Source organism: Allobosea sp. AAP35 (assembly GCF_001295925.1).
Taxonomy (GTDB): domain Bacteria; phylum Pseudomonadota; class Alphaproteobacteria; order Rhizobiales; family Beijerinckiaceae; genus Allobosea.
Map to the genome: position 1 here is coordinate 33,892 of NZ_LJHQ01000011.1, position 18,672 is coordinate 52,563.

Here is an 18,672-nt window from a genome sequence, read left to right on the forward strand (position 1 = left end):
ATCGCAGCCCGCGCTATCCCGCGCGGGCCTTTGCCTTGAGATCATGACGTGCCCGTCAGAGGCGCGCTGAGGAGGGAAACACCATGTCGGCAACCGGAATCGGCGCCTCGGTGCGGCGCAAGGAAGATCACCGCTTCATCACCGGCCAGGGCCGTTACACCGACGACATCAACCGGCCCGGCCAGGCCCATGCCTATTTCCTGCGTTCCCCGCACGCGCACGCCACGATCAACGCAATCGATTTCGAGGCGGCCGCGGGCATGCCCGGCGTGCTCGGCATTTTCACGGGCGACGATCTCGCCGCCGACAAGGTCGGTGGGCTGATCTGCGGCTGGATGATCCACAACAAGGACGGCTCGCCGATGCGGGCAGGGCCCCATCCGGCGCTGGCGCAGGGCAAGGTCCGCTATGTCGGGGACCATGTCTGCGTGATCGTTGCCGAGACGCTGGCGCAGGCGCGCGATGCGTCGGAGGCGATCATCGTAGATTACGGCGTGCTGCCGGCGGTGGTCGATACGGCCAGCGCGGCGGGAGCCAGGACGGTCGTCCATTCGGAAGCGCCCGACAACACCGTGTTCAACTGGCATCTCGGCAACAAGGATGAGACGGAGGCCGCCTTCAAGGCCGCCAAGCACGTCACGAAGCTCGACATCGTCAATAACCGCCTCGTGCCCAACCCGATGGAGCCGCGGGCGGCGGTGGGCGACTATGATGACGGCGAGGGCATCTTCACGCTCTACACCACGAGCCAGAACCCGCATGTGGCCCGGCTCGTGCTCTCGGCCTTCATCGGCATCGCCCCGGAGAACAAGCTCCGGGTGGTGGCACCGGATGTCGGCGGCGGTTTCGGCTCGAAGATCTTCATCTATGCCGAGGAGACGGTCTGCGTCTGGGCGGCTAGGAAGGTCGGCCGGCCGGTGAAGTGGAATTCCGACCGGACCGAGGCCTTCCTGTCCGACGCGCATGGGCGCGATCACGTCACCCACGCCGAACTCGCCACCGACGCAGACGGCAAGATCACCGGCTTGCGGGTCAAGACCACCGCCAATCTCGGCGCCTATCTCTCGACCTTCTCCTCCTCGGTGCCGACCTATCTCTACGCGCCGCTTTTGTCGGGCTCCTACAACATCCCGGCGATCTATGCGGAGGTCGACGCGGTCTACACCAACACCGCACCCGTCGATGCCTATCGTGGGGCCGGGCGGCCCGAGGCGACCTTTGTGGTCGAGCGGCTGATCGAGGTCGCGGCGCGCGAACTGGGCCGCGACCCCGCGAAGTTCCGGATGCAGAACTACATCAAGAGCTTCCCGCACCAGACGCCGGTGATCATGATGTACGATGCCGGCAATTACGGCGCCTCGCTGAAGAAGGCGCTGGAGATCATCGACTACAAGGGCATCGGCAAGCGCAAGCGCGACTCCGCCCGCAACGGCAAGATGCGCGGCATCGGCTTCTCCTCCTATATCGAAGCCTGCGGCATCGCGCCCTCGGCGGCGGTCGGATCGCTGGGCGCCGGCGTGGGCTTGTGGGAATCAGCCGAGGTGCGGGTCAATCCGGTCGGCACCGTCGAGGTTTTGACCGGCTCGCACAGCCACGGCCAGGGCCATGAAACGACATTCGCTCAGTTGGTCTCCGACAAGCTCGGCATCCCGATCGAGAACGTCTCGATCATCCATGGCGACACCGACAAGGTGCAGATGGGCATGGGCACCTATGGCTCCCGCTCGGGTGCCGTCGGCATGTCCGCCATCTTCAGGGCTGTCGACAAGGTCATCGCCAAGGGCAAGAAGGTCGCGGCCTATGTGCTGGAGGCGGATGAAGCCGATATCGACTTTGCCGACGGGCATTTCAGCGTCAAAGGTACGGACCGGAAGCTCGATTTCGGGTCCTGCGCGCTGCAGGCCTATATCGCCCACAAGTTCAACGGGCAGGATCTCGAGCCCGGGCTGAAGGAGGGGGCGTTCTACGACCCGACCAACTTCACCTTCCCAGCCGGCGTCCATATCTGCGAGGTCGAGATCGACCCGCAGACGGGCGTGACCAAGATCGAGCGCTGGGCGGCGGTGGATGATTTCGGCAACGTCATCAACCCGATGATCGTCGAGGGCCAGGTCCATGGCGGCATCGCGCAAGGCGTCGGCCAGGCGCTGCTCGAAGGCGCGAAATACAACAGCGACGGGCAACTCGTGACCGCGAGCTTCATGGATTACTGCATGCCGCGCGCCGACGATCTGCCGTCCTTTCAGGTCGGCATGACGGTGACGGCCTGCCCCTCCAACCCGCTCGGGATCAAGGGTTGCGGCGAGGCCGGCGCGATCGCCGCGCCGCCCGCGGTCATCAACGCCATCACCGACGCGCTCGGCCATGAGGACATCGCCATGCCGGCGACGCCCCAGGCGGTCTGGCGCGCGGCGCAGAAGAGCATCACGAGAATGGCAGCCGAGTAGTTTCCTGCGTCATCCCGGACAAGCGGCGAAGCCGCGCCGATCCTGGATCCATTCCTGACCCGTTCCGGAATGGATCCCGGCTCTCCGCTTCGCTCCGGCCGGGATGACATCCACCGATTTCAACCAGGGATCACACCCATGTACGCCTTCACCTATCACCGCCCCGGCTCGGCCCGGCAGGCCGCCGGCCTGCTCGCCAAGAAGGAGGACGCCAAGATCCTCGCTGGCGGGCACACGCTGCTGCCGACGATGAAGCAGCGCCTGGCCTCGCCCACCGCGCTGATCGATCTCGGAGCCTGCGGCGACCTCAAGGGCATCGTCCGCAAGGGCCGCACCGTCGTCATCGGCGCGATGTCGACCCATGCCGAGGTCGCCGAATCGGCGATCGTGCAGGAGGCGATTCCGGGGCTGGCCTATCTCGCCTCGCATATCGGCGATCCGCATGTGCGCCATCGCGGCACGATCGGCGGCTCCGTCGCCAACAACGACCCGGCGGCCGATTATCCGGCGGCCTGCCTGGCCCTGGGGGCGACGATCGTCACCAACCAGCGCAAGATCGAGGCCGACGCCTTCTTCACCGGCCTCTACGAGACGGCGCTGGAGGAGGGCGAGATTATCACCAGGGTGGTGTTTCCGGTCGTCTCGAAGGCGGGCTACGCCAAGTTCCGCAACCCGGCCTCGCGTTATGCGCTGGTCGGCGTCTTCGTCGCAAAGCGCGGCAGCGACATCCGCGTCGCGGTGACCGGCGCAGGCGAGGGCGGCGTCTTCCGCTGGCCTGAGGCGGAAGCGGCCCTCAAGGCCCGCTTCGCACCGAAATCGCTCGACGGATTGAAAGCCTCCGCTGAGGGTATCAACGCCGACATGCATGCCGACGCCGATTATCGCGCCCATCTGATCGGCGTGATGACCAAGCAGGCCGTGGCGCAGGCGACGGGGAAATGAGGGCCGAAAGGGCGGTTCAGTAGAAGAACCGTTCCTCGACGATCATCCCGTCGCGCACCGTATAGAGACCGGCTTCGTCCATCTGGATGCGCTCGCCGGTCTCCTTGACCGTGACGTCGATCGCGAAGCGCATGACGAACTGGTTGCCGTTTCGATAGGGACCGAAGGCCTCGGCCGCATGGACTTCGTGAGCGGAATACCACCAGTCGCTCTTGGCCTTGACGGCGGCGCGGCCTTCGACCCGTGCCATCGGGCCATCCATGGCCTCGATGCTGACGATGTCGGTGGCATTGAAGCGTTCGGCGGCTTCCTGGTGTTCGCCGCGTTTGAGCATGTCGGCAAAGGCGGCAATGGCTTCTGCGTCGGTCATCGGTCGTCTCCTCTTGTCAGTGCGGGTTCGGGCGCGCGATGAGATATCGCTGCCATTGCATGGCCATGACATATGCCCGCGCCAGGATCTGACATGAGCGAAAGCCGGAACATTTCCCTGCCAATCTCCATCGACGCCACGCTCACGCTGCTGCAGAGCCAGGGCTATGTCGCCGACCGTGCGCTCGCCACAGTGCTCTTCCTGGCGCTGCGGATGAAGCGGCCGCTGCTGCTGGAGGGCGAGGCCGGCACCGGCAAGACCGAGATCGCCAAGGTTCTCTCGGCTGCGCTGGGGCGAAAGCTGATCCGGCTGCAATGCTATGAAGGGCTCGACCTCGCCTCGGCCGTCTATGAATGGAACTATGCCGGGCAGATGATGGCGATCCGGCTGGCCGAGGCCGGCGGCGCGAGCGGCGACCGCGCAAATCTGGACCGTGAGAGACTGGAAGGCGACATCTTCTCGGAGAAATACCTGATCAAGCGGCCCTTGCTGCAGGCGCTGGAGCCGCAGGAGGGCGGGGCGCCGATCCTGCTGATCGACGAACTCGACCGCACCGACGAGGCCTTCGAGGCCTTCCTGCTCGAGATCCTGGCGGATTCGCAGGTGACGATCCCCGAGCTCGGCACGATCAGGGCGGCGCAGCCGCCGATCGTGATCCTGACCTCCAACCGCACCCGCGAGATCCATGACGCGCTGAAGCGGCGCTGCCTCTACCACTGGGTCGGCTATCCCGACGCTGCGCGCGAACTCGCTATCCTTAAGGCGCGAGCGCCGCACGCCCCGGCGAAGCTGGCGAAACAGGTGGTGAGTTTCGTCCAGGCGATCCGCAAGGAGGAGTTGTTCAAGGCGCCCGGCGTCGCCGAGACGCTGGACTGGGCGACCGCGCTGGTCGAGCTCGACGCGGTGGCGCTCGATCCGGCCCTGGTCTCGGATACGCTGGGAGCGCTCCTGAAATATCAGGACGACATCCAGGCGATGCAGGGCTCTAAGGTGAAGGAGCTGCTGGATCAGGCGAAGAGCGAGGCGCGCGGCTGAGCCGCCTGCGGCAGATCAAGGATCGCGTAAGGTGGTGCGGCTAGACAACGATTGTCCCACAAGGCACCCGGAGGAGCGACCATGAACAACGATCTCAGGGCCATCGAGGCCGTGACCTGGACTTATCTGAACGGGCTCTACGAGGGCGATGTCGCCAAGCTGGCGCATGCGTTCCACCCGACCTCGGCGCTGACGACCGCGCAGGAGGACGGCACCATCAAGATCGTGCCGCGCGACGAATGGCTCAAGGCCGTGCGCGAGCGCCCATCGCCGAAGGCCGCCGGGATGACGCGCGGCGACCACATCCTGACGATCGACATGGTCGGGCCGACGCTGGCGCTGGTGAAGGTGAAATGCCAGATGCCGCCGCGCTATTTCACCGATCTGCTCTCCTTCCTGAAGGTCGAGAGCAAATGGCAGATCGTGCAGAAGGTGTTCATGACCGAGATGGGGACGTGAGCGAAGCTTTCTCCAGCGAGGCGCGAGGAACCCTTCTCCCGGGTGGGAGAAGGGCAGGGATGAGGGCCGGCCGTTGATCGCTGAAGCGAGACGGAACCGTCGCGACTTTCTGCTGCGACGGCAGGCCCTCATCCGGCCCTCCGGGCCACCTTCTCCCATCTGGGAGAAGGATAGAGGCGGTGCGGCCGCCGCCACGGTCTCGCCCCCATGACCGGCAAGCTCCCGGAAAACATTGCCTATTTCGCTCGCGCGCTGCGGATCGCCGGCTTGCGCGTCGGGCCCGGCGCGGTGGTCGAGGCGGTCGAGGCGCTGACAGATGGGGCGCTCGGCGAGCGCGAGGATGTCTACTGGGCGCTGCATGCGATCTTCGTGAAGCGGCATGAGGACAGCGTCGTCTACGACCAGGCCTTTGCGCTGTTCTGGCGCCGGCGCAATCTGATCGAGAAGATCATGGCGCAGATGTCGCCGGCCTCGCCCGGTGCCGACACTGCCCCTCAGAAGGAGGAGGCCGGTGCGTCGCGCGTGGCCGAGGCCTTCGCGCCGCCAAGGCGCGAGGATGCGCCGGTCGAGTTCACCGAACTGACGGCGCAACTGACCGTCTCCGACCGCGAGATGCTGAAATCGCGCGACTTCGCCCAGATGAGCGCGGCCGAGATCGCGCGAGCCAAGCAGCTTGTCGCCGGGCTGAAGCTGCCGGACGATCTTGTCGCGACACGGCGCTTTCAGCCCGCGCATCGCGGCGCGCGGATCGATCCGCGCCGGACCTTTCGCCGCTCGCTGCGGGGCGGGGGCGGCATGATCGATCTTGCCTTCCGCGAGCGCGCGGAGGTTCATCCGCCGATCGTGGCGCTGGTGGATATTTCCGGCTCGATGGCCGAATACTCGCGCATCTTCCTGCATTTCCTGCATGCCGTCACCGAACAGCGGCGGCGGGTGCATTCCTTCGTCTTCGGCACCAGGCTGACCAACATCACGCGGTCCCTGCGGGCGCGCGACCCCGACGAGGCGCTGGCGCTGGCGGGGAGGGCCGCGCCCGACTGGGAGGGCGGCACGCGCATCTCGACGGCGCTGCATACCTTCAACCGGGTCTGGTCGCGGCGCGTGCTCGGTGGCGGGGCGATCGTGCTGCTCTTCACCGACGGGCTGGAGCGGCATCTTGATGGCGAACTCGCCTTCGAGATGGACCGGCTGCACCGCTCCTGCCGGCAACTGGTCTGGCTCAACCCGCTGCTGCGCTTCGAGCAGTTCGAGGCGCGCGCCAGCGGCATCCGGACGATGCTACCCCATGTCGATTCGTTCCGCCCGATCCACAACCTCGCGGCGATGGCCGATCTTTGCGCGGCGCTGTCGCCCCATGCAGGGCGGCAGAGCGATCCGCGCCAGTGGTTGAAGAAGGCCGGATGAAGCATGATCTCAAGCGCATCGCAGCAGCGAAAGTCCGCATCATGATCTCCACCGACACCGACATCCTCGCCACCGCCGAAGCCTGGGCCAGGGCCGGCCGTTCGGTGGCGCTCGCGACCGTGATCGAGACCTGGGGCTCGGCGCCGCGCCCGGTCGGCTCGCATCTCGTCATCGACGGGGAGGGCAACTTCCAGGGCTCGGTCTCGGGCGGCTGCGTCGAGGGTGCGGTGGTCGAGGAAGCCGTCGATGTGATCGCGGACGGCCAGGGCCGCACGCTCGAATTCGGCGTGGCCGACGAGACCGCCTGGAAGGTCGGGCTCTCCTGCGGCGGGCGGATCCGGGTGTATGTCGAGAAGGTGACCTGATGGCCTCCTGGGAGACCCTTCTCGCCTTTGCGACGCTAACCCTGGTCGTCGCCTATTTTCCCGGGCCGGCACTGCTCTACACCGCCGCGCAGACCATCGCCCATGGCCGCAAGGCCGGCTTCATGGCGATGCTGGGCATCCATCTTGGCTGCTACATCCATGTCTTTGCTGCCGCCTTCGGCCTCTCGGCCGTGTTCAAGCATGTGCCGGAACTCTATCTCGTGGTGAAGCTGGCTGGCGCTGTCTATCTGGTCTGGCTCGGCATCGGCATGATCCGCTCGCGGCTGGCAGCCGCAGACGCCCCCATCGCGCCGCCCAAGACGGTCAGGCGCGCATTGGTCGATTCCTTCATCGTCGAGGTGCTGAACCCGAAGGTGGCGCTGTTCTTCATCGCCATGCTGCCGCAATTCGTCGATCCGGCCGCTTCGCTGCCGGTCTGGGCGCAGTTCCTGATCCTCGGCAAGATCGTGAACTTCGCCTTTTCCTCGGCTGATCTCATCACGGTGCTCGGGGCCTCGGTCGTGACCAGGATGATGAAGAAGACACAGGCCGGTTTTGCCTTCGGGCGCTGGCTCGGCGGTTCGCTGATGATCGGGCTGGGCCTCAAGCTGGCAACGGACAAGGGCTGAAACGATGGATCTGGCCACATTGGCGATGCTCAATGCCGAGCGTGCGGCGCGGCGCGCCACCGTTCTGGTGACCGATGTCACCAGTGGTGCGCAAAGACTGGTGAAGGCCGCCGATATCGCGGACGATCCGCTGGCCGGTGTTCTGGACAGGCAGTTGCGCATGGCCAAGAGCGCGACGGTGGAGGTGGACGGGAGCCAGGTCTTCCTGACCGTGCAGGCGCCGCCGCCGCGCGTGGTCGTCACCGGCGCGGTGCATATCTCGCAGGCGATGGCGCCGATGGCGAAGCTGCTCGACCTCGACCTCGTCATCATCGACCCCCGTAGTGCTTTTGCCACGCCGGAACGCTTTCCGGATGTGACGTTGCTGGCGGAGTGGCCGGATGAGGCGATCGCGACGCTGGGGCTCGACGCCTATACGGCTTTCGTGGCGCTGACGCATGATCCCAAGATCGACGATCCCGGACTGGAGGCGGCGCTGCGTTCGGAGTGCTTCTATATCGGCGCGCTGGGGAGCCGGAAGACGCATGGTCGGCGCGTCGAGCGGCTCACCGCGGCCGGCTTCGACGAGGCCGCTGTCGCGCGCATCCACGCGCCGATCGGGCTCGACATCGGCGCTGTCTCGCCGGCCGAGATCGCGCTGGCGATCCTGGGCGAGATCGTCGCGACGCTGCGCGGTCCGCGCCGGGCATCGGCATGAAATTCGGCCCCGTCCCTGTCGCGGAAGCGGCCGGCACCATCGCCGCGCATACGATCCGGGCCGGCGAGACCATCGTCAAGAAAGGCGCTGCGATCACAGCCGAGGCTGCCGAGAAACTCGCGGCCGCCGGCGTCACCGACGTCGTGGCGGTGCGGCTCGAGCCCGGTGACATCGACGAAAACGAGGCTGCGACGCGGCTTGCCACCGCCCTGGCCGGGCGCGGCGTGGTGACGGAGGCTGCCTTCACCGGCCGGGTCAACCTGTTTGCCGCAGCGGTGGGCGTGCTGACGATCGACAGGGCTGCGATCGACATGCTCAACCAGATCGACGAGGCGATCACGGTGGCGACGTTGCCGCTGATGAAGCCGGTGGTCGCCGGCGAGATGGTCGGCACGGTGAAGATCATTCCCTATGGCCTACCGGCAACGCTCGTCGAGCAGGCGCTCGCCGGGCTTGAAGGGGCAAAGCCCATCGCCATTGCCCCCTACAAGCCGCTGCGCGTGGCGGTGATCTCGACGCTGCTGCCGGGCCTGAAGCCCTCAGTCGTCGACAAAACGCTGCGGGTGATGGCCGAGCGGCTCGGGCCGGCCGAGGCGAAGATCGCGGCGGACCGGCGGGTGCCACATGAAGCTGAGCCCCTGGCGCAGGCGCTGGCCGAGCAGGCTGAGCTGGCCGATCTCGTCATCGTCTTCGGCGCTTCGGCGATCACCGACCGGCGCGACGTCATTCCGCAGGCGCTGCTGGAGGCGGGCGGACGAATCGAGCATCTCGGCATGCCGGTCGATCCCGGCAATCTGCTGTTGATCGGCGAACTCGCCGGCAAGCCGGTGATCGGGGCGCCCGGCTGCGCCCGCTCGCCCAAGGAAAACGGCTTCGACTGGGTGCTGCAGCGCTGCCTTGCCGGCATTGCGGTGACGCGGGCCGATATCCAGGCGATGGGCGTCGGCGGGCTCCTGATGGAGATCGTCTCGCGGCCGCAGCCGCGCGCACCGACGCATCTCGAAGCCGCGCCGGTGGCGGGGATCGTGCTCGCTGCGGGGCGCTCGACGCGAATGGGGCCCGACAACAAGCTGCTCCAGAATGTGCGCGGTCAACCGATGCTGCGCCATGCGGTGGAGGCGCAGCTCGCCTCGCAGGCCAGGCCGGTGATCGTCGTGACCGGACATCAGCAGGAGCAGGTCGCTGCCGTGCTCGCCGGACTCGACGTTACGCTCGTCCACAACCCTGATTATGCCGACGGTCTCGCCGGCTCGGTCAAGGCGGGGTTGGCTGCCCTGCCGGAGACGGTCGCCGGGGCCGTCGTCTCGCTCGGGGACATGCCCAATGTCACGGCGAGCGTAATCGACCGGCTGGCCCAGGTCTTCGCGGAAAACGGCGAGGCGCTGGCGGTGGTACCAACGCTGCTCGGCCAGCGCGGCAACCCGGTGCTGCTGGCGCGGGCTCTGTTTGCCGAGGTCGCGAAACTCGAGGGCGACCAGGGTGCCCGGCGCCTGCTCGATGCGGCGGGCGAGGCGCTGGTCGAGGTGCCGCTCGACGACCCGTCCATCGCGCTCGACATCGACACGCCTGAGGCGCTCGCGGCGTTCGCGCCAGGACGGACTTAAGTTGGACCAGGTAATGGTCTATTTTTCTTGCAAGCTTTGGAGTGTAGCCATGTCTGCGAAGGTTGCGGTGAGCGAAGCCAAGGGGCAACTGACAGAACTGGTCAGACGGGCTGAGGCCGGTGAGGACGTGGTGCTGACCCGCCACGGCCCAGCGGCGGTCAAGCTCGTTCCCATCCGCCAGACCTTGGCGCCGTCGCAGCGAAGGCGGATCATCGCGGAAGCGCAGGTGATGGCGAGCCGGACGGCTTTGCCGGGAGCCGACGCGGCCCGCAGCCAGGACTTTCTCTATGACGACGATGGGTTGCCCCGTTGATCGTTCTCGATACCTCGGCGCTTCTCGCGATTCTGTTGCGTGAACCTGTAGCGGAACGCTGCCAAGCGCTGCTTGAATCGAGCGATCAGGTTCTGATGTCTGCTGGGACGCTGGCGGAAGCCCTGCTCGTTGCTCAGCATCGCGGCGTCGGGGAGGCCATGGACCATTTGCTGACCGGCCTCGATGTCGAAATCATCCCTGTCGACGAGGCCGAGGCCAAACGCGTCGCCCAGGCCTATGCGCGATGGGGGCGGGACCGCCACGCCGCCAATCTGAACTTTGGCGACTGCTTTGCCTCTGCCGTCGCTCGGCGCCATGACTGTCCACTGCTGTTCGTCGGCAACGATTTCGGCCAGACCGATATCGCATCGACCGTCCCGCTCTGACGCTCACGCCTTTCCTTCCCGTCGGCAGCGCTCCGAGCAGAATTTCACCTCGTCCCAGACGCGCGCCCATTTCTTGCGCCAGGTGAAGGGGCGGCCGCAGGTCCGACAGGGCTTCTGGGGCAGGTTGGCTTTCTCGATGCGCTTGGCCATGTCCGCTCACGCTGGTCCGGTCGCTGGTCCAGAGTGACCCGCGCCAACGTATACGCCAGCGGGACTGAATTGGAGCGGCGACATGAGCGACACCATCCTGATCTATGGCGGCAGCGGCGGCATAGGGGCTGCGGTTGCCCGTGCCGTCAAGGCGCGCGGCCTGGCGGTGCATCTGGTGGGTCGCGAGGCTGACAGGTTGCAGGCCTTGGCAAGCGAGATCGGGGCGGGCTTCAGCGTCGGCGACGTGACCGAGGATGACGTCTTCGCTGCGGCGACACAGGCGGCCTCCCAGGGTGGAGCGCTGAAGGGGCTGGTCTATGCGGTCGGCACCATCAACCTGAAGCCGGTTGCCCGTTTGAGCGAAAGTGATTTCCTGAAGGATTTCAGCATTAACGCCCTGGGCGCTGTGAAAGCGATTCAAGCGGCTCTGCCGCATCTTAAGCAGGCGGAGGGTACGGCGGGTGTCGTGCTGTTCTCGACGGTCGCTGTCGCGCAGGGCTTTGCCGCGCATGCCTCGGTGGCGATGGCGAAGGGTGCGATCGAGGGGCTGACGCTGTCGCTGGCGGCGGAACTCGCGCCGCGCATCCGGGTCAACTGCATCGCGCCGTCGCTGACGCGAACGCCGCTGGCGGCGGCGCTGACGAGCAACGAGGCGATGGCGAAGGCGATCGCCGATCTGCATCCGCTACAGCGCTTGGGCGAGCCCGAGGATATCGCGCCGCTGGCGGCGCTGCTGGCCTGCGACGATTCCTCCTGGATCACCGGGCAGATCATCGGCGTCGATGGCGGCCGCTCGTCGCTGCGAACGAAGGGGTAGGGCAGGGGCGCTTCAGCGCAGCCAGTGCAGGCCGAGCGTCGCATAAGCCTCGGCCGGCCGGTCGCTGCTGCGCTGCCAGCCGCCCGATAGTCGCCAGACGACGCCGAAGAGGCGCAGGCCCGTCAGGTGCAGCCCCAACCTGATCTTGGTGTAGTCGCCAGCGCGATAGGCCTCCAGCTCCGGCCCGAGATAGCTGCCTTCGAGCGGCACGCCGCGCGGAACCAACCAGCCCGGGGCGATGCGGCCCCAGAGACGGCGGTCGAGCGTCGAGGCATAGGCGGACGCCTGGAGAAGCGTCGTCTGTGTCGGTGTCATCCAAAGATCGCCTTGAAGGCGCACGCCGTAGCGACGGGTAACAAGGGTGCCGCGCGGCTCTTCGCGCTGTTCGCCCTCGTAATCGGAGCCGGCGTAAAGCGACAGAAAAGTATCGCTGACGCGCCATTCATAGCCGATCAACGCCTGGGCTTCGCTCTTGTAGGCAATGCTGCGGGGACGCTGGCGCCGGCCCTGCTCCTGGGCGCCGCCGACTTTCAACATGGTGCGAAAGCCGCTGCTGGCGAGGCCGCCGGTCAGTGCCTTCTTCAGGCCCAGCGCCCCGAAGGTCTTGCTGGGTCCGGCTTCGAGCGAGCCGAACAGGACGGTCGAGAGCGGCGAGCGCTCTTCCGTCTCGCTTTCTGTCTGGGAGCCTGTTTCGGACTCTTGCGCCATGGTCGGAGGCCCTGGCCCCATCCCCAGGACGGCAGCCAGCGTCGCGCCTCCCGCGCTCGCCCACCCATACGCCACGCACGCACCCCCCGACGCCGGGTCCTCGCGGACGGGCCCCAAGCAATTTCAGCAGGCTGGCAGGAGGCTTGCAAGCTTTTGTTAACCAAGCGGGCGCAGCCTGAGGCTTCAATCTGGCTAAGCTTTCATTGTGCACCGACGCAGGGAGACGGCAGATGAAGACCACGGATTTCATGCGCCAGTTGGCGGGATACGGATTGACGACTGCAACGATCCTCTACCGGCTGCCCGATCACCGCAGCGTGCTGCAGAGCTATATCTGGCAGAACTACGATCTCGCGCCGCGCTTTCCGGTGCTTCATGATTTCCTCGACTTCTGGACACGCGAGCTCGACGGCCCCCTGCATTCGGTCACGGTCGCGCATTCCAGGCTGATCCGGCCGGCCGAGATCGTGGCCGTCAACGGTGTGCTGACCCTGCATTGAGCGCCGCGCCGGGCTGCCCGTCGCTGGCACTGCTTGTTGCAAGGGCGCCGCGCGTGCTAGGCCGCTCATCCTGTCACGGCCTGGCCCGATATCCCTTGTCATCACCCCTGCGCACATCCGGACTCCTGATGGCGCTTGCTGCCTTGCCGGGGGAGCGCATCGCGGTCGGCTCGATCGTGGCTGCGCTGAAGGACCGTGCCTATGCGCTGCTCGTCGTCCTGCTCGGTTTGCCGAACTGCCTGCCGATGCCGCCGCCCATCCCGCTTGTCTGCGGCCTGGTCCTGGCTTTCGTCGCGGCGCAGATGCTGACCGGCCGCGTCATGCCCTGGCTGCCGCCTGCTTTGCTGTCGCGCAGCATCGGCAAGTCCGTCCTGACACGCGCGATCGATCGTGCCGTGCCGCTGCTGATCCGGCTGGAACGCATTTCGCGCCCCCGCTTGACGGTGCTGGGCGGCGCTTATGCCATCCCGGTGCTCGGCCTGTTGATCCTGGTTCTGGCGCTGGGTCTCATCGTGGCCGCTCCCTTCATCGGCCAGATTCCCCTGGGGCTGGCGGTCTGCCTCGTCGGACTGGGGCTGGTGGAGCGGGACGGCCTGTTCATCATCGCCGGTACGGTCTTCGGCGTGGTCGGCCTCGCCCTCAGCGCCGGCTTCGCCTATGCGATCTTCAGCGGCATCCACGAGCTGTTCTTCTGAGATCCGGCCGTGGCGAGCGGCCGTCGTGGTCGGCGCCAGATTTCAGGCCGCGGCTAGGATCTTTGCAAAAGGCTTGTCCTGCGCCAGCAGTTGGTCGATCTCGTCGGCACTGACGCCCGGCGAGAACAGGAAGCCCTGCAGCTCATGGCAGCCGATCGCCTGCAGGAAGCGGTGCTGCTCGGCCGTCTCGACCCCTTCGGCACAGACGCGCAGGCCCAGCGCCCGCCCGAGATGCGCGATCGAGTGGACCAGAATCGCGGATTCGCCGGTGGTCTCCATGTATTCCAGGAAGGAGCGGTCGATCTTGATCTTGTCGAAGGCGAAGCGCCGCAAATAGATCAGGCTGGAATAGCCGGTGCCGAAATCGTCGAGCGCCAGTCCAACTCCATGAGCGCGCAGATCCATCATCGCGGCTTCGGCGGCATCGGCATCATCGACGACGACCCCCTCGGTCAGCTCGAGCTCGAGCCGCGTCGGATCGAAGCCGGTCTCGGCGAGCACATTGATGACGTTGCTGACGAAATCCTTGTGGCGGAACTGGATCGGGGAGACGTTGACGGCGAGCCGGATGCCGTCCCAGCGCTTGGCTTCCTCGCAAGCCCGGCGCAGCACCCATTCGCTCAAGGGGACGATGAGCCCCCGTTCCTCGGCGATGCCGATGAACTCCGCCGGCGGCACCATCCCGTGGACCGGGTGGTTCCAGCGCACCAGCGCCTCGACCCCCACGATCGTAGCCCCGTCGACGGATACCTGCGGCTGATAGTGCAGTATCAATTCGTCGTTGGCGATGGCGCGGCGAAGATCCTCCTCGACCATGCGCTTGAGCGCGAGTGCGCGGTTCATCTGCGTCTCGAAGAACGAAAACCGGTTTCGGCCGCCGTTTTTCGACTGATAGAGCGCCGTATCCGCCAGTCTCAGCAGCGTTTCGCGATCAGTGGCATCCTGCGGTGCGAGCGCGATGCCGATCGAGCAGCCGATCGTGGTCGCGACACCCATGATGGTAAAGGGTTCGGTCAGGCTCGCCAGGATGCGCTCGCCCAGCGCGGCACAGCCGGCCGGAAACTGGCCATGGGCCTGGATGATCCCGAATTCATCGCCGCCGATGCGCGCCACTGTGTCGCCGCCGCGGACCAGCTTCGACAGTCTCTGGGCAACCTGCCGGATCAATTCATCGCCGGCGGTATGGCCATAGGTGTCGTTGACGGCCTTGAAGCGGTCGAGATCGATCAGCATCACGGCAAGGCCGGATTTGGAACGGTCGAGATGCGCAAGCTCCTGATCCAGCCTGACGTCGAAGGTGCGGCGGTTGGGCAGCAGCGACAGCTCGTCCTGGCCGGCCAGCCGCTGAATCTGGCTCTCGCGGATGGCGATCTGATGAGCCGCGCCGCGCAGACGGTGAACCACGAAAGCGAAGATGCCGGCAAATGTCAGGCCGACGCCGGCGAGCGCCCAGGCGAACTGGCGCAACATGGCGTCGCCCGGCCGATCGGGAACCCAGCTGAGCCAGGCCTTGACCGTCCCATCCGCGGAGGGGATCGCGCGTCGGGCCAGGGGATCGCGTGGCATGTTCCGCATGATGCGGACTTCCGAGATGCGATAGCGGTGGGAAAGTTCACTCAGGATCGAATCGTCCACGCGCCGATAGCCGACAACCTTGATCGGGCCCGCCAGCTGGGAGAGCAGCGAGCCGCGGCGCGGCTCCATGTCGATCATCATGACGCTGACGGTTTCGATGCCGTCATGAGTCAGGGACCATGAGGCCGAGCCGGGATCGCCGCGCAGATCAAGCAGCCGGCGCATCGGCGGATCGCCGAGATCGGGCGATCCGGGAAGGGTGGGGCTGAAATGCTTCAGCGCCTCATACCCGGCCTGTCCGGCCGGGCTGTTGCCCTCGATCCCGGCGAACACGACGCCCGATGCGGAGACGATATAGGCGCCCTCGAATTCGAGGAAGCGGCCGGCAAGCTGTGCCAGCCCCGTCTGAAGTGTCTCCAGCGGATCGGGGCCGGCGAGAGAGCCCTGCAGTTCGCCAGAGGCCGCAAGGCTCTGGAAGCGCAATTCGCGCAGGCGAATCTGGCTTTCGATGGCGGCTTCGACGCGGTCGCGCTGCCGCTCGGCCTCGAGCCGGTTCGCATCGCTGGTAATGCCGAGAACAACGGCCACGGCGGCGGCCATGACCATGACGAATGCGCAGCCCAATGTGGCAACCGAGCTTTTCAGCATTCGGGCCGATGCATCCGCGTTGGTCGACTTCGTGACGATGGGCGACAGCATCAACGGTCCTGGCAGCCAGAGTAGCGGCGACCATCGCAGGCGAATCTTGATATCCCGTTGCCAGACCGGAGCAGCATCGACGCGTCGGAGCTTTATGTCGGCTCGTAGGGCGGCCTTGGGATGGCGGTGTGAGCCGCCCGCAGCGCCGCCGACCAGCGCTCGCGCAAATCATGGAAATAGGGCTCGCCTGCCTCGATGCGACGGCTCAACTCGGGTTCGTCGGCGTCACGGCGCATGACGATCAGGTCGATCGGCAGGCCGACGCCCAGATTGGAGCGCATCGTCGAATCCATCGAGATCAGCCCGACCTTGAGCGCATCGTAGAGATGAGTCTTGTAGGTGATCGCGCGGTCGAGGATCGGCTTGCCGTATTTGTGCTCGCCGATCTGGAGGAACGGCGCATCCATGCCGCATTCGATGAAGTTGCCGGCGCCATAGATCATGAACAGCCGCATCGGCTGGCCCTTGATCTGACCGCCAAACAGCATCGAGACATCGAATTTGACGCCGGCTTCCTTCAAAGCGGGGCCATCTTCGGCCCGGACATGGCGGATCGCCCGCCCCACGAGTTGCGCGGCGCGAAACATCGAGCCGGCGTTATGGAGCGTATCGCGCTCTCCCGCCTCGGAGCCGGGCAGCCCTTCATGCAGCAGGCTGACGACCGATTGCGTGACCGAGAGATTGCCGGCGGTCATCAGACCGAAGGTGCGGTCGCCCGGCCAGGAGAAGACATGCAGCTTGCGGAAGGTCGAAATATCGTCGAGCCCGGCATTGGTGCGGGTATCGGCGATCATGACGAGGCCGTCCTGCACGAGGATTCCGGCGCAATAGGTCAAGGGACTGATCCTGCTCTGTCGAATACGGGGCTGGTTGTTGCTGGTGATGTCGTCGCACATCGCCGGGTCGCAAGCCAGCCATGGGCCGGACCTGCCCGGTTCTTTGCCGCGACCGCCCAGTCGATCTCACTGGTTGGAGGCGCGCCCGCCTGCATCGCGGGCGCTGACGCGCACGGCCAGCGCCTCGCCGTCGCCGCCCTTGCGGGCACCACGCACCGGAGCGGCATCGGCAAAGTCGAGCCCGGCGGCGATCCTGACATGGGTGTCGATCGGGCATAGTCCATTGGCGGGATCAAAACCGATCCAGCCAAAATCGGACAGATGCACCTCGGCCCAGGCATGAGCGCCGCTGGCATGGGGCAGGGCAACCCGCGTCGATGCGTCGGACTGGGCGACATAGCCCGAGACATAGCGCGCCGGCAGCCCCAGGAGGCGCGCGCAGGTCATGAAGATGTGGGCGATGTCCTGCGGGATGCCCTCGCCGGCCGCAAAGGCAGCGGCCGCACCGATCCCGGTGCGCTGACCGGTTTCCACGCAAGCGGTCTGCTCGTGCAGCGCGTCCATCAGCGCATGCATCTTGGACAGGGGTGAATCGGCGCCCTTCGTCACAGCCTCGGCGAAGGCGCGCAGTGCCGCGTCGGGCGTCGTCAGCAGCGTGTCGCGGCGAAAGACCTCGACGGGCACGCGCTCGATCATGCCGCGCACGATGCCCGCGAGGTCTGCGGTCTCGATCAACCCATCGATCTGGATCGCCATTTCCGCGATCGGGCCGTCGGCGGAAAAGGTATGGACGATATTGCCATAGGGATCCTGCGTCGCGCGCAGGCGGCCGTCGATGGTGGGCTCGATGCGCCAGGACATGACGTGCTGCCCGTCATGGTCGCGCGGCGTCAGCCGCAGGATCTGCGTGATATGCCGGGCGGGCTCGGCATAGACGTAAGCGATCGAGTGGGAGATCCTGATCCGCATGGCAATCGCTGTTGGGGCCGGGTTCGTTCGTTTCGACGTTCTAGCGGGGGCTGCGGCCGGATGCGAGGCCGCCGCCGCCGATCACTGCAGATACTGCTCGATGATGGTTCCGCCGAGCCGGTTGTTCTCGGTGATGAAGTCCTCGATGAACTCGTGCAGCCCGTGCTGGAAGATGTCCTCGATACTCGTGCTGGACAGGTTGGCGAGGGTCTTGCGCGCCTGGCGCTGCGCCGGCCCCTGGCGGCCGTAGGAATCGCCGAGCAGATCGAGAAAACGCGAGATGTTCTCGTAGCAAGCGGCGAGCGAGCGCGGCATGCGCCGGTTGAGGATCAGGAGATCGGCGATCAGCAACGGCTTCACCGCCTCGCGATAGACCCAGTGATAGGCTGTCAGCGCCGAGACCTCGCGCAGCACCGTCGTCCACTGGAAGTAATCCAGCGAGCCGCCGACCTGCTCGTTGGCCGGGAGCAACACGTGGTACTTCACGTCCAGGATACGGGCGGTGTTGTCGGCGCGCTCGACATAGACGCCAAGCCTGGAGAACCAGTAGCCGTCGTCGCGCAGCATGGTGCGATAGGCCGAGCCGTCGAAGACCAGCGAAACGTTCTTCACCCAGTCGAGGAAGCGGGCGAATTCCTCGCGGTCCATGCGCTTTTTCTCGAAGCGCTGAAGTTCGAGCCAGGCCCCGTTGATCGCATCCCACATCTCGGAGGTCAGCGCGGTGCGCACGCCGCGCGCATTGGAGCGGGCGAGCGCGAGGCAGTTGCGGATGGAGGACGGATTGTCGGGGTTGAAGGTCAGGAAGTCGCAGACATTGCGCTCATTGGCCTCGCCATAGGCCTTGGCGAAGGTCTCGTCGCAGCCGGCCGTGGCGACCGCGCTCTGCCATTCGCTGCCGGCGCCGCCATAGGAGGAGGGCAGGTTGGAGAGCCGCATGGTGGCATCGAGAATCCGGGCCAGATACTCCGCCCGCTCGACATAGCGGGAGACCCAGTAGAGGCTGTCGGCGGTGCGCGAGAGCATAGTCAGATCGGGCCTTTTCGCGACGAGGCGGGAGGTATCCGGTGAACGT

The 18,672-nt window shown here is 66.2% G+C and carries 21 protein-coding genes; 14 read left to right on the plus strand and 7 right to left on the minus strand.

The features are described from left to right. Positions 1–83 precede the first annotated feature (83 nt). Positions 84–2,447, plus strand: coding sequence for a xanthine dehydrogenase family protein molybdopterin-binding subunit (locus IP69_RS05475; RefSeq protein WP_054141816.1), 2,364 nt, complete (start codon positions 84–86; stop codon positions 2,445–2,447). A gap of 138 nt (positions 2,448–2,585) precedes the next feature. Continuing rightward, positions 2,586–3,389 carry a xanthine dehydrogenase family protein subunit M gene (locus tag IP69_RS05480; RefSeq protein ID WP_054141817.1) on the plus strand — a complete coding sequence of 268 codons (804 nt, stop codon included), beginning with the start codon at positions 2,586–2,588 and terminating at the stop codon, positions 3,387–3,389. A 16-nt stretch (positions 3,390–3,405) separates the two neighbouring features. On the opposite strand, the gene IP69_RS05485 is transcribed toward IP69_RS05480, so the two are convergent. Then, positions 3,406–3,759 (minus strand): nuclear transport factor 2 family protein, encoded by a 354-nt coding sequence (locus IP69_RS05485; protein WP_054141818.1) that lies wholly within the window; start codon positions 3,757–3,759, stop codon positions 3,406–3,408. Positions 3,760–3,852: 93 nt separating this feature from the next. Here IP69_RS05485 and IP69_RS05490 point away from each other — a divergent pair, with 93 nt between their 5' ends. The 9 genes from IP69_RS05490 to IP69_RS05530 all read left to right on the plus strand — a co-directional run bounded on the left by IP69_RS05490 (position 3,853) and on the right by IP69_RS05530 (position 10,651). Beyond that, a complete protein-coding gene (locus tag IP69_RS05490) occupies positions 3,853–4,794 on the plus strand; it encodes a MoxR family ATPase (RefSeq protein WP_197279687.1) in 942 nt (313 codons plus the stop codon). 81 nt (positions 4,795–4,875) lie between these two features. Continuing rightward, entirely contained in the window at positions 4,876–5,253 is a 378-nt protein-coding gene (locus tag IP69_RS05495; RefSeq protein WP_054141819.1) for a nuclear transport factor 2 family protein, read from the plus strand. A gap of 207 nt (positions 5,254–5,460) precedes the next feature. Further along, positions 5,461–6,657 carry a VWA domain-containing protein gene (locus IP69_RS05500; RefSeq protein WP_054141820.1) on the plus strand — a complete coding sequence of 399 codons (1,197 nt, stop codon included), beginning with the start codon at positions 5,461–5,463 and terminating at the stop codon, positions 6,655–6,657. A 41-nt stretch (positions 6,658–6,698) separates the two neighbouring features. Further along, a complete protein-coding gene (locus IP69_RS05505; protein WP_054141918.1) occupies positions 6,699–7,022 on the plus strand; it encodes an XdhC family protein in 324 nt (107 codons plus the stop codon). Further along, positions 7,022–7,651, plus strand: coding sequence for a LysE family translocator (locus IP69_RS05510; RefSeq protein ID WP_054141821.1), 630 nt, complete (start codon positions 7,022–7,024; stop codon positions 7,649–7,651). The genes IP69_RS05505 and IP69_RS05510 overlap by 1 nt, the downstream gene beginning before the upstream one ends. A gap of 4 nt (positions 7,652–7,655) precedes the next feature. Further along, positions 7,656–8,348 (plus strand): XdhC family protein, encoded by a 693-nt coding sequence (locus tag IP69_RS05515; RefSeq protein WP_054141822.1) that lies wholly within the window; start codon positions 7,656–7,658, stop codon positions 8,346–8,348. Further along, positions 8,345–9,952, plus strand: coding sequence for a molybdopterin-binding/glycosyltransferase family 2 protein (locus tag IP69_RS05520; protein ID WP_054141823.1), 1,608 nt, complete (start codon positions 8,345–8,347; stop codon positions 9,950–9,952). The genes IP69_RS05515 and IP69_RS05520 overlap by 4 nt, the downstream gene beginning before the upstream one ends. Before the next feature lie 49 nt (positions 9,953–10,001). Further along, a complete protein-coding gene (locus IP69_RS05525; protein WP_054141919.1) occupies positions 10,002–10,265 on the plus strand; it encodes a type II toxin-antitoxin system prevent-host-death family antitoxin in 264 nt (87 codons plus the stop codon). After that, on the plus strand, positions 10,262–10,651 hold the full coding sequence (locus IP69_RS05530) for a type II toxin-antitoxin system VapC family toxin (protein WP_054141824.1): 390 nt from the start codon (positions 10,262–10,264) through the stop codon (positions 10,649–10,651). The genes IP69_RS05525 and IP69_RS05530 overlap by 4 nt, the downstream gene beginning before the upstream one ends. Before the next feature lie 3 nt (positions 10,652–10,654). On the opposite strand, the gene IP69_RS21300 is transcribed toward IP69_RS05530, so the two are convergent. After that, positions 10,655–10,801 carry a DUF2256 domain-containing protein gene (locus tag IP69_RS21300; protein ID WP_082358995.1) on the minus strand — a complete coding sequence of 49 codons (147 nt, stop codon included), beginning with the start codon at positions 10,799–10,801 and terminating at the stop codon, positions 10,655–10,657. Positions 10,802–10,883: 82 nt separating this feature from the next. Here IP69_RS21300 and IP69_RS05535 point away from each other — a divergent pair, with 82 nt between their 5' ends. Continuing rightward, positions 10,884–11,618 carry an SDR family oxidoreductase gene (locus tag IP69_RS05535; RefSeq protein WP_054141825.1) on the plus strand — a complete coding sequence of 245 codons (735 nt, stop codon included), beginning with the start codon at positions 10,884–10,886 and terminating at the stop codon, positions 11,616–11,618. A 12-nt stretch (positions 11,619–11,630) separates the two neighbouring features. On the opposite strand, the gene bcsS is transcribed toward IP69_RS05535, so the two are convergent. Then, on the minus strand, positions 11,631–12,326 hold the full coding sequence (gene bcsS, locus IP69_RS05540; protein ID WP_054141826.1) for a cellulose biosynthesis protein BcsS: 696 nt from the start codon (positions 12,324–12,326) through the stop codon (positions 11,631–11,633). A gap of 230 nt (positions 12,327–12,556) precedes the next feature. Between bcsS and IP69_RS05545 the strand changes: the two genes are divergently transcribed. Together IP69_RS05545 and IP69_RS05550 are read left to right on the plus strand one after the other, a co-directional pair. Then, a complete protein-coding gene (locus IP69_RS05545; RefSeq protein WP_054141827.1) occupies positions 12,557–12,826 on the plus strand; it encodes an usg protein in 270 nt (89 codons plus the stop codon). Between the two features lie 128 nt (positions 12,827–12,954). Further along, positions 12,955–13,521, plus strand: coding sequence for an exopolysaccharide biosynthesis protein (locus IP69_RS05550; protein WP_054141828.1), 567 nt, complete (start codon positions 12,955–12,957; stop codon positions 13,519–13,521). A 42-nt stretch (positions 13,522–13,563) separates the two neighbouring features. On the opposite strand, the gene IP69_RS05555 is transcribed toward IP69_RS05550, so the two are convergent. The 4 genes from IP69_RS05555 to IP69_RS05570 all read right to left on the minus strand — a co-directional run bounded on the left by IP69_RS05555 (position 13,564) and on the right by IP69_RS05570 (position 18,623). After that, the gene (locus IP69_RS05555; RefSeq protein WP_054141829.1) at positions 13,564–15,795 is read right to left on the minus strand and encodes an EAL domain-containing protein; all 2,232 of its coding nucleotides are present in this window, start codon (positions 15,793–15,795) and stop codon (positions 13,564–13,566) included. A gap of 92 nt (positions 15,796–15,887) precedes the next feature. After that, the gene (locus IP69_RS05560) at positions 15,888–16,631 is read right to left on the minus strand and encodes a proteasome-type protease (RefSeq protein WP_054141920.1); all 744 of its coding nucleotides are present in this window, start codon (positions 16,629–16,631) and stop codon (positions 15,888–15,890) included. Between the two features lie 126 nt (positions 16,632–16,757). After that, a complete protein-coding gene (locus IP69_RS05565; RefSeq protein ID WP_054141830.1) occupies positions 16,758–17,600 on the minus strand; it encodes a transglutaminase family protein in 843 nt (280 codons plus the stop codon). Between the two features lie 81 nt (positions 17,601–17,681). Continuing rightward, positions 17,682–18,623 carry an alpha-E domain-containing protein gene (locus tag IP69_RS05570; protein ID WP_054141921.1) on the minus strand — a complete coding sequence of 314 codons (942 nt, stop codon included), beginning with the start codon at positions 18,621–18,623 and terminating at the stop codon, positions 17,682–17,684. Positions 18,624–18,672: the final 49 nt, after the last annotated feature.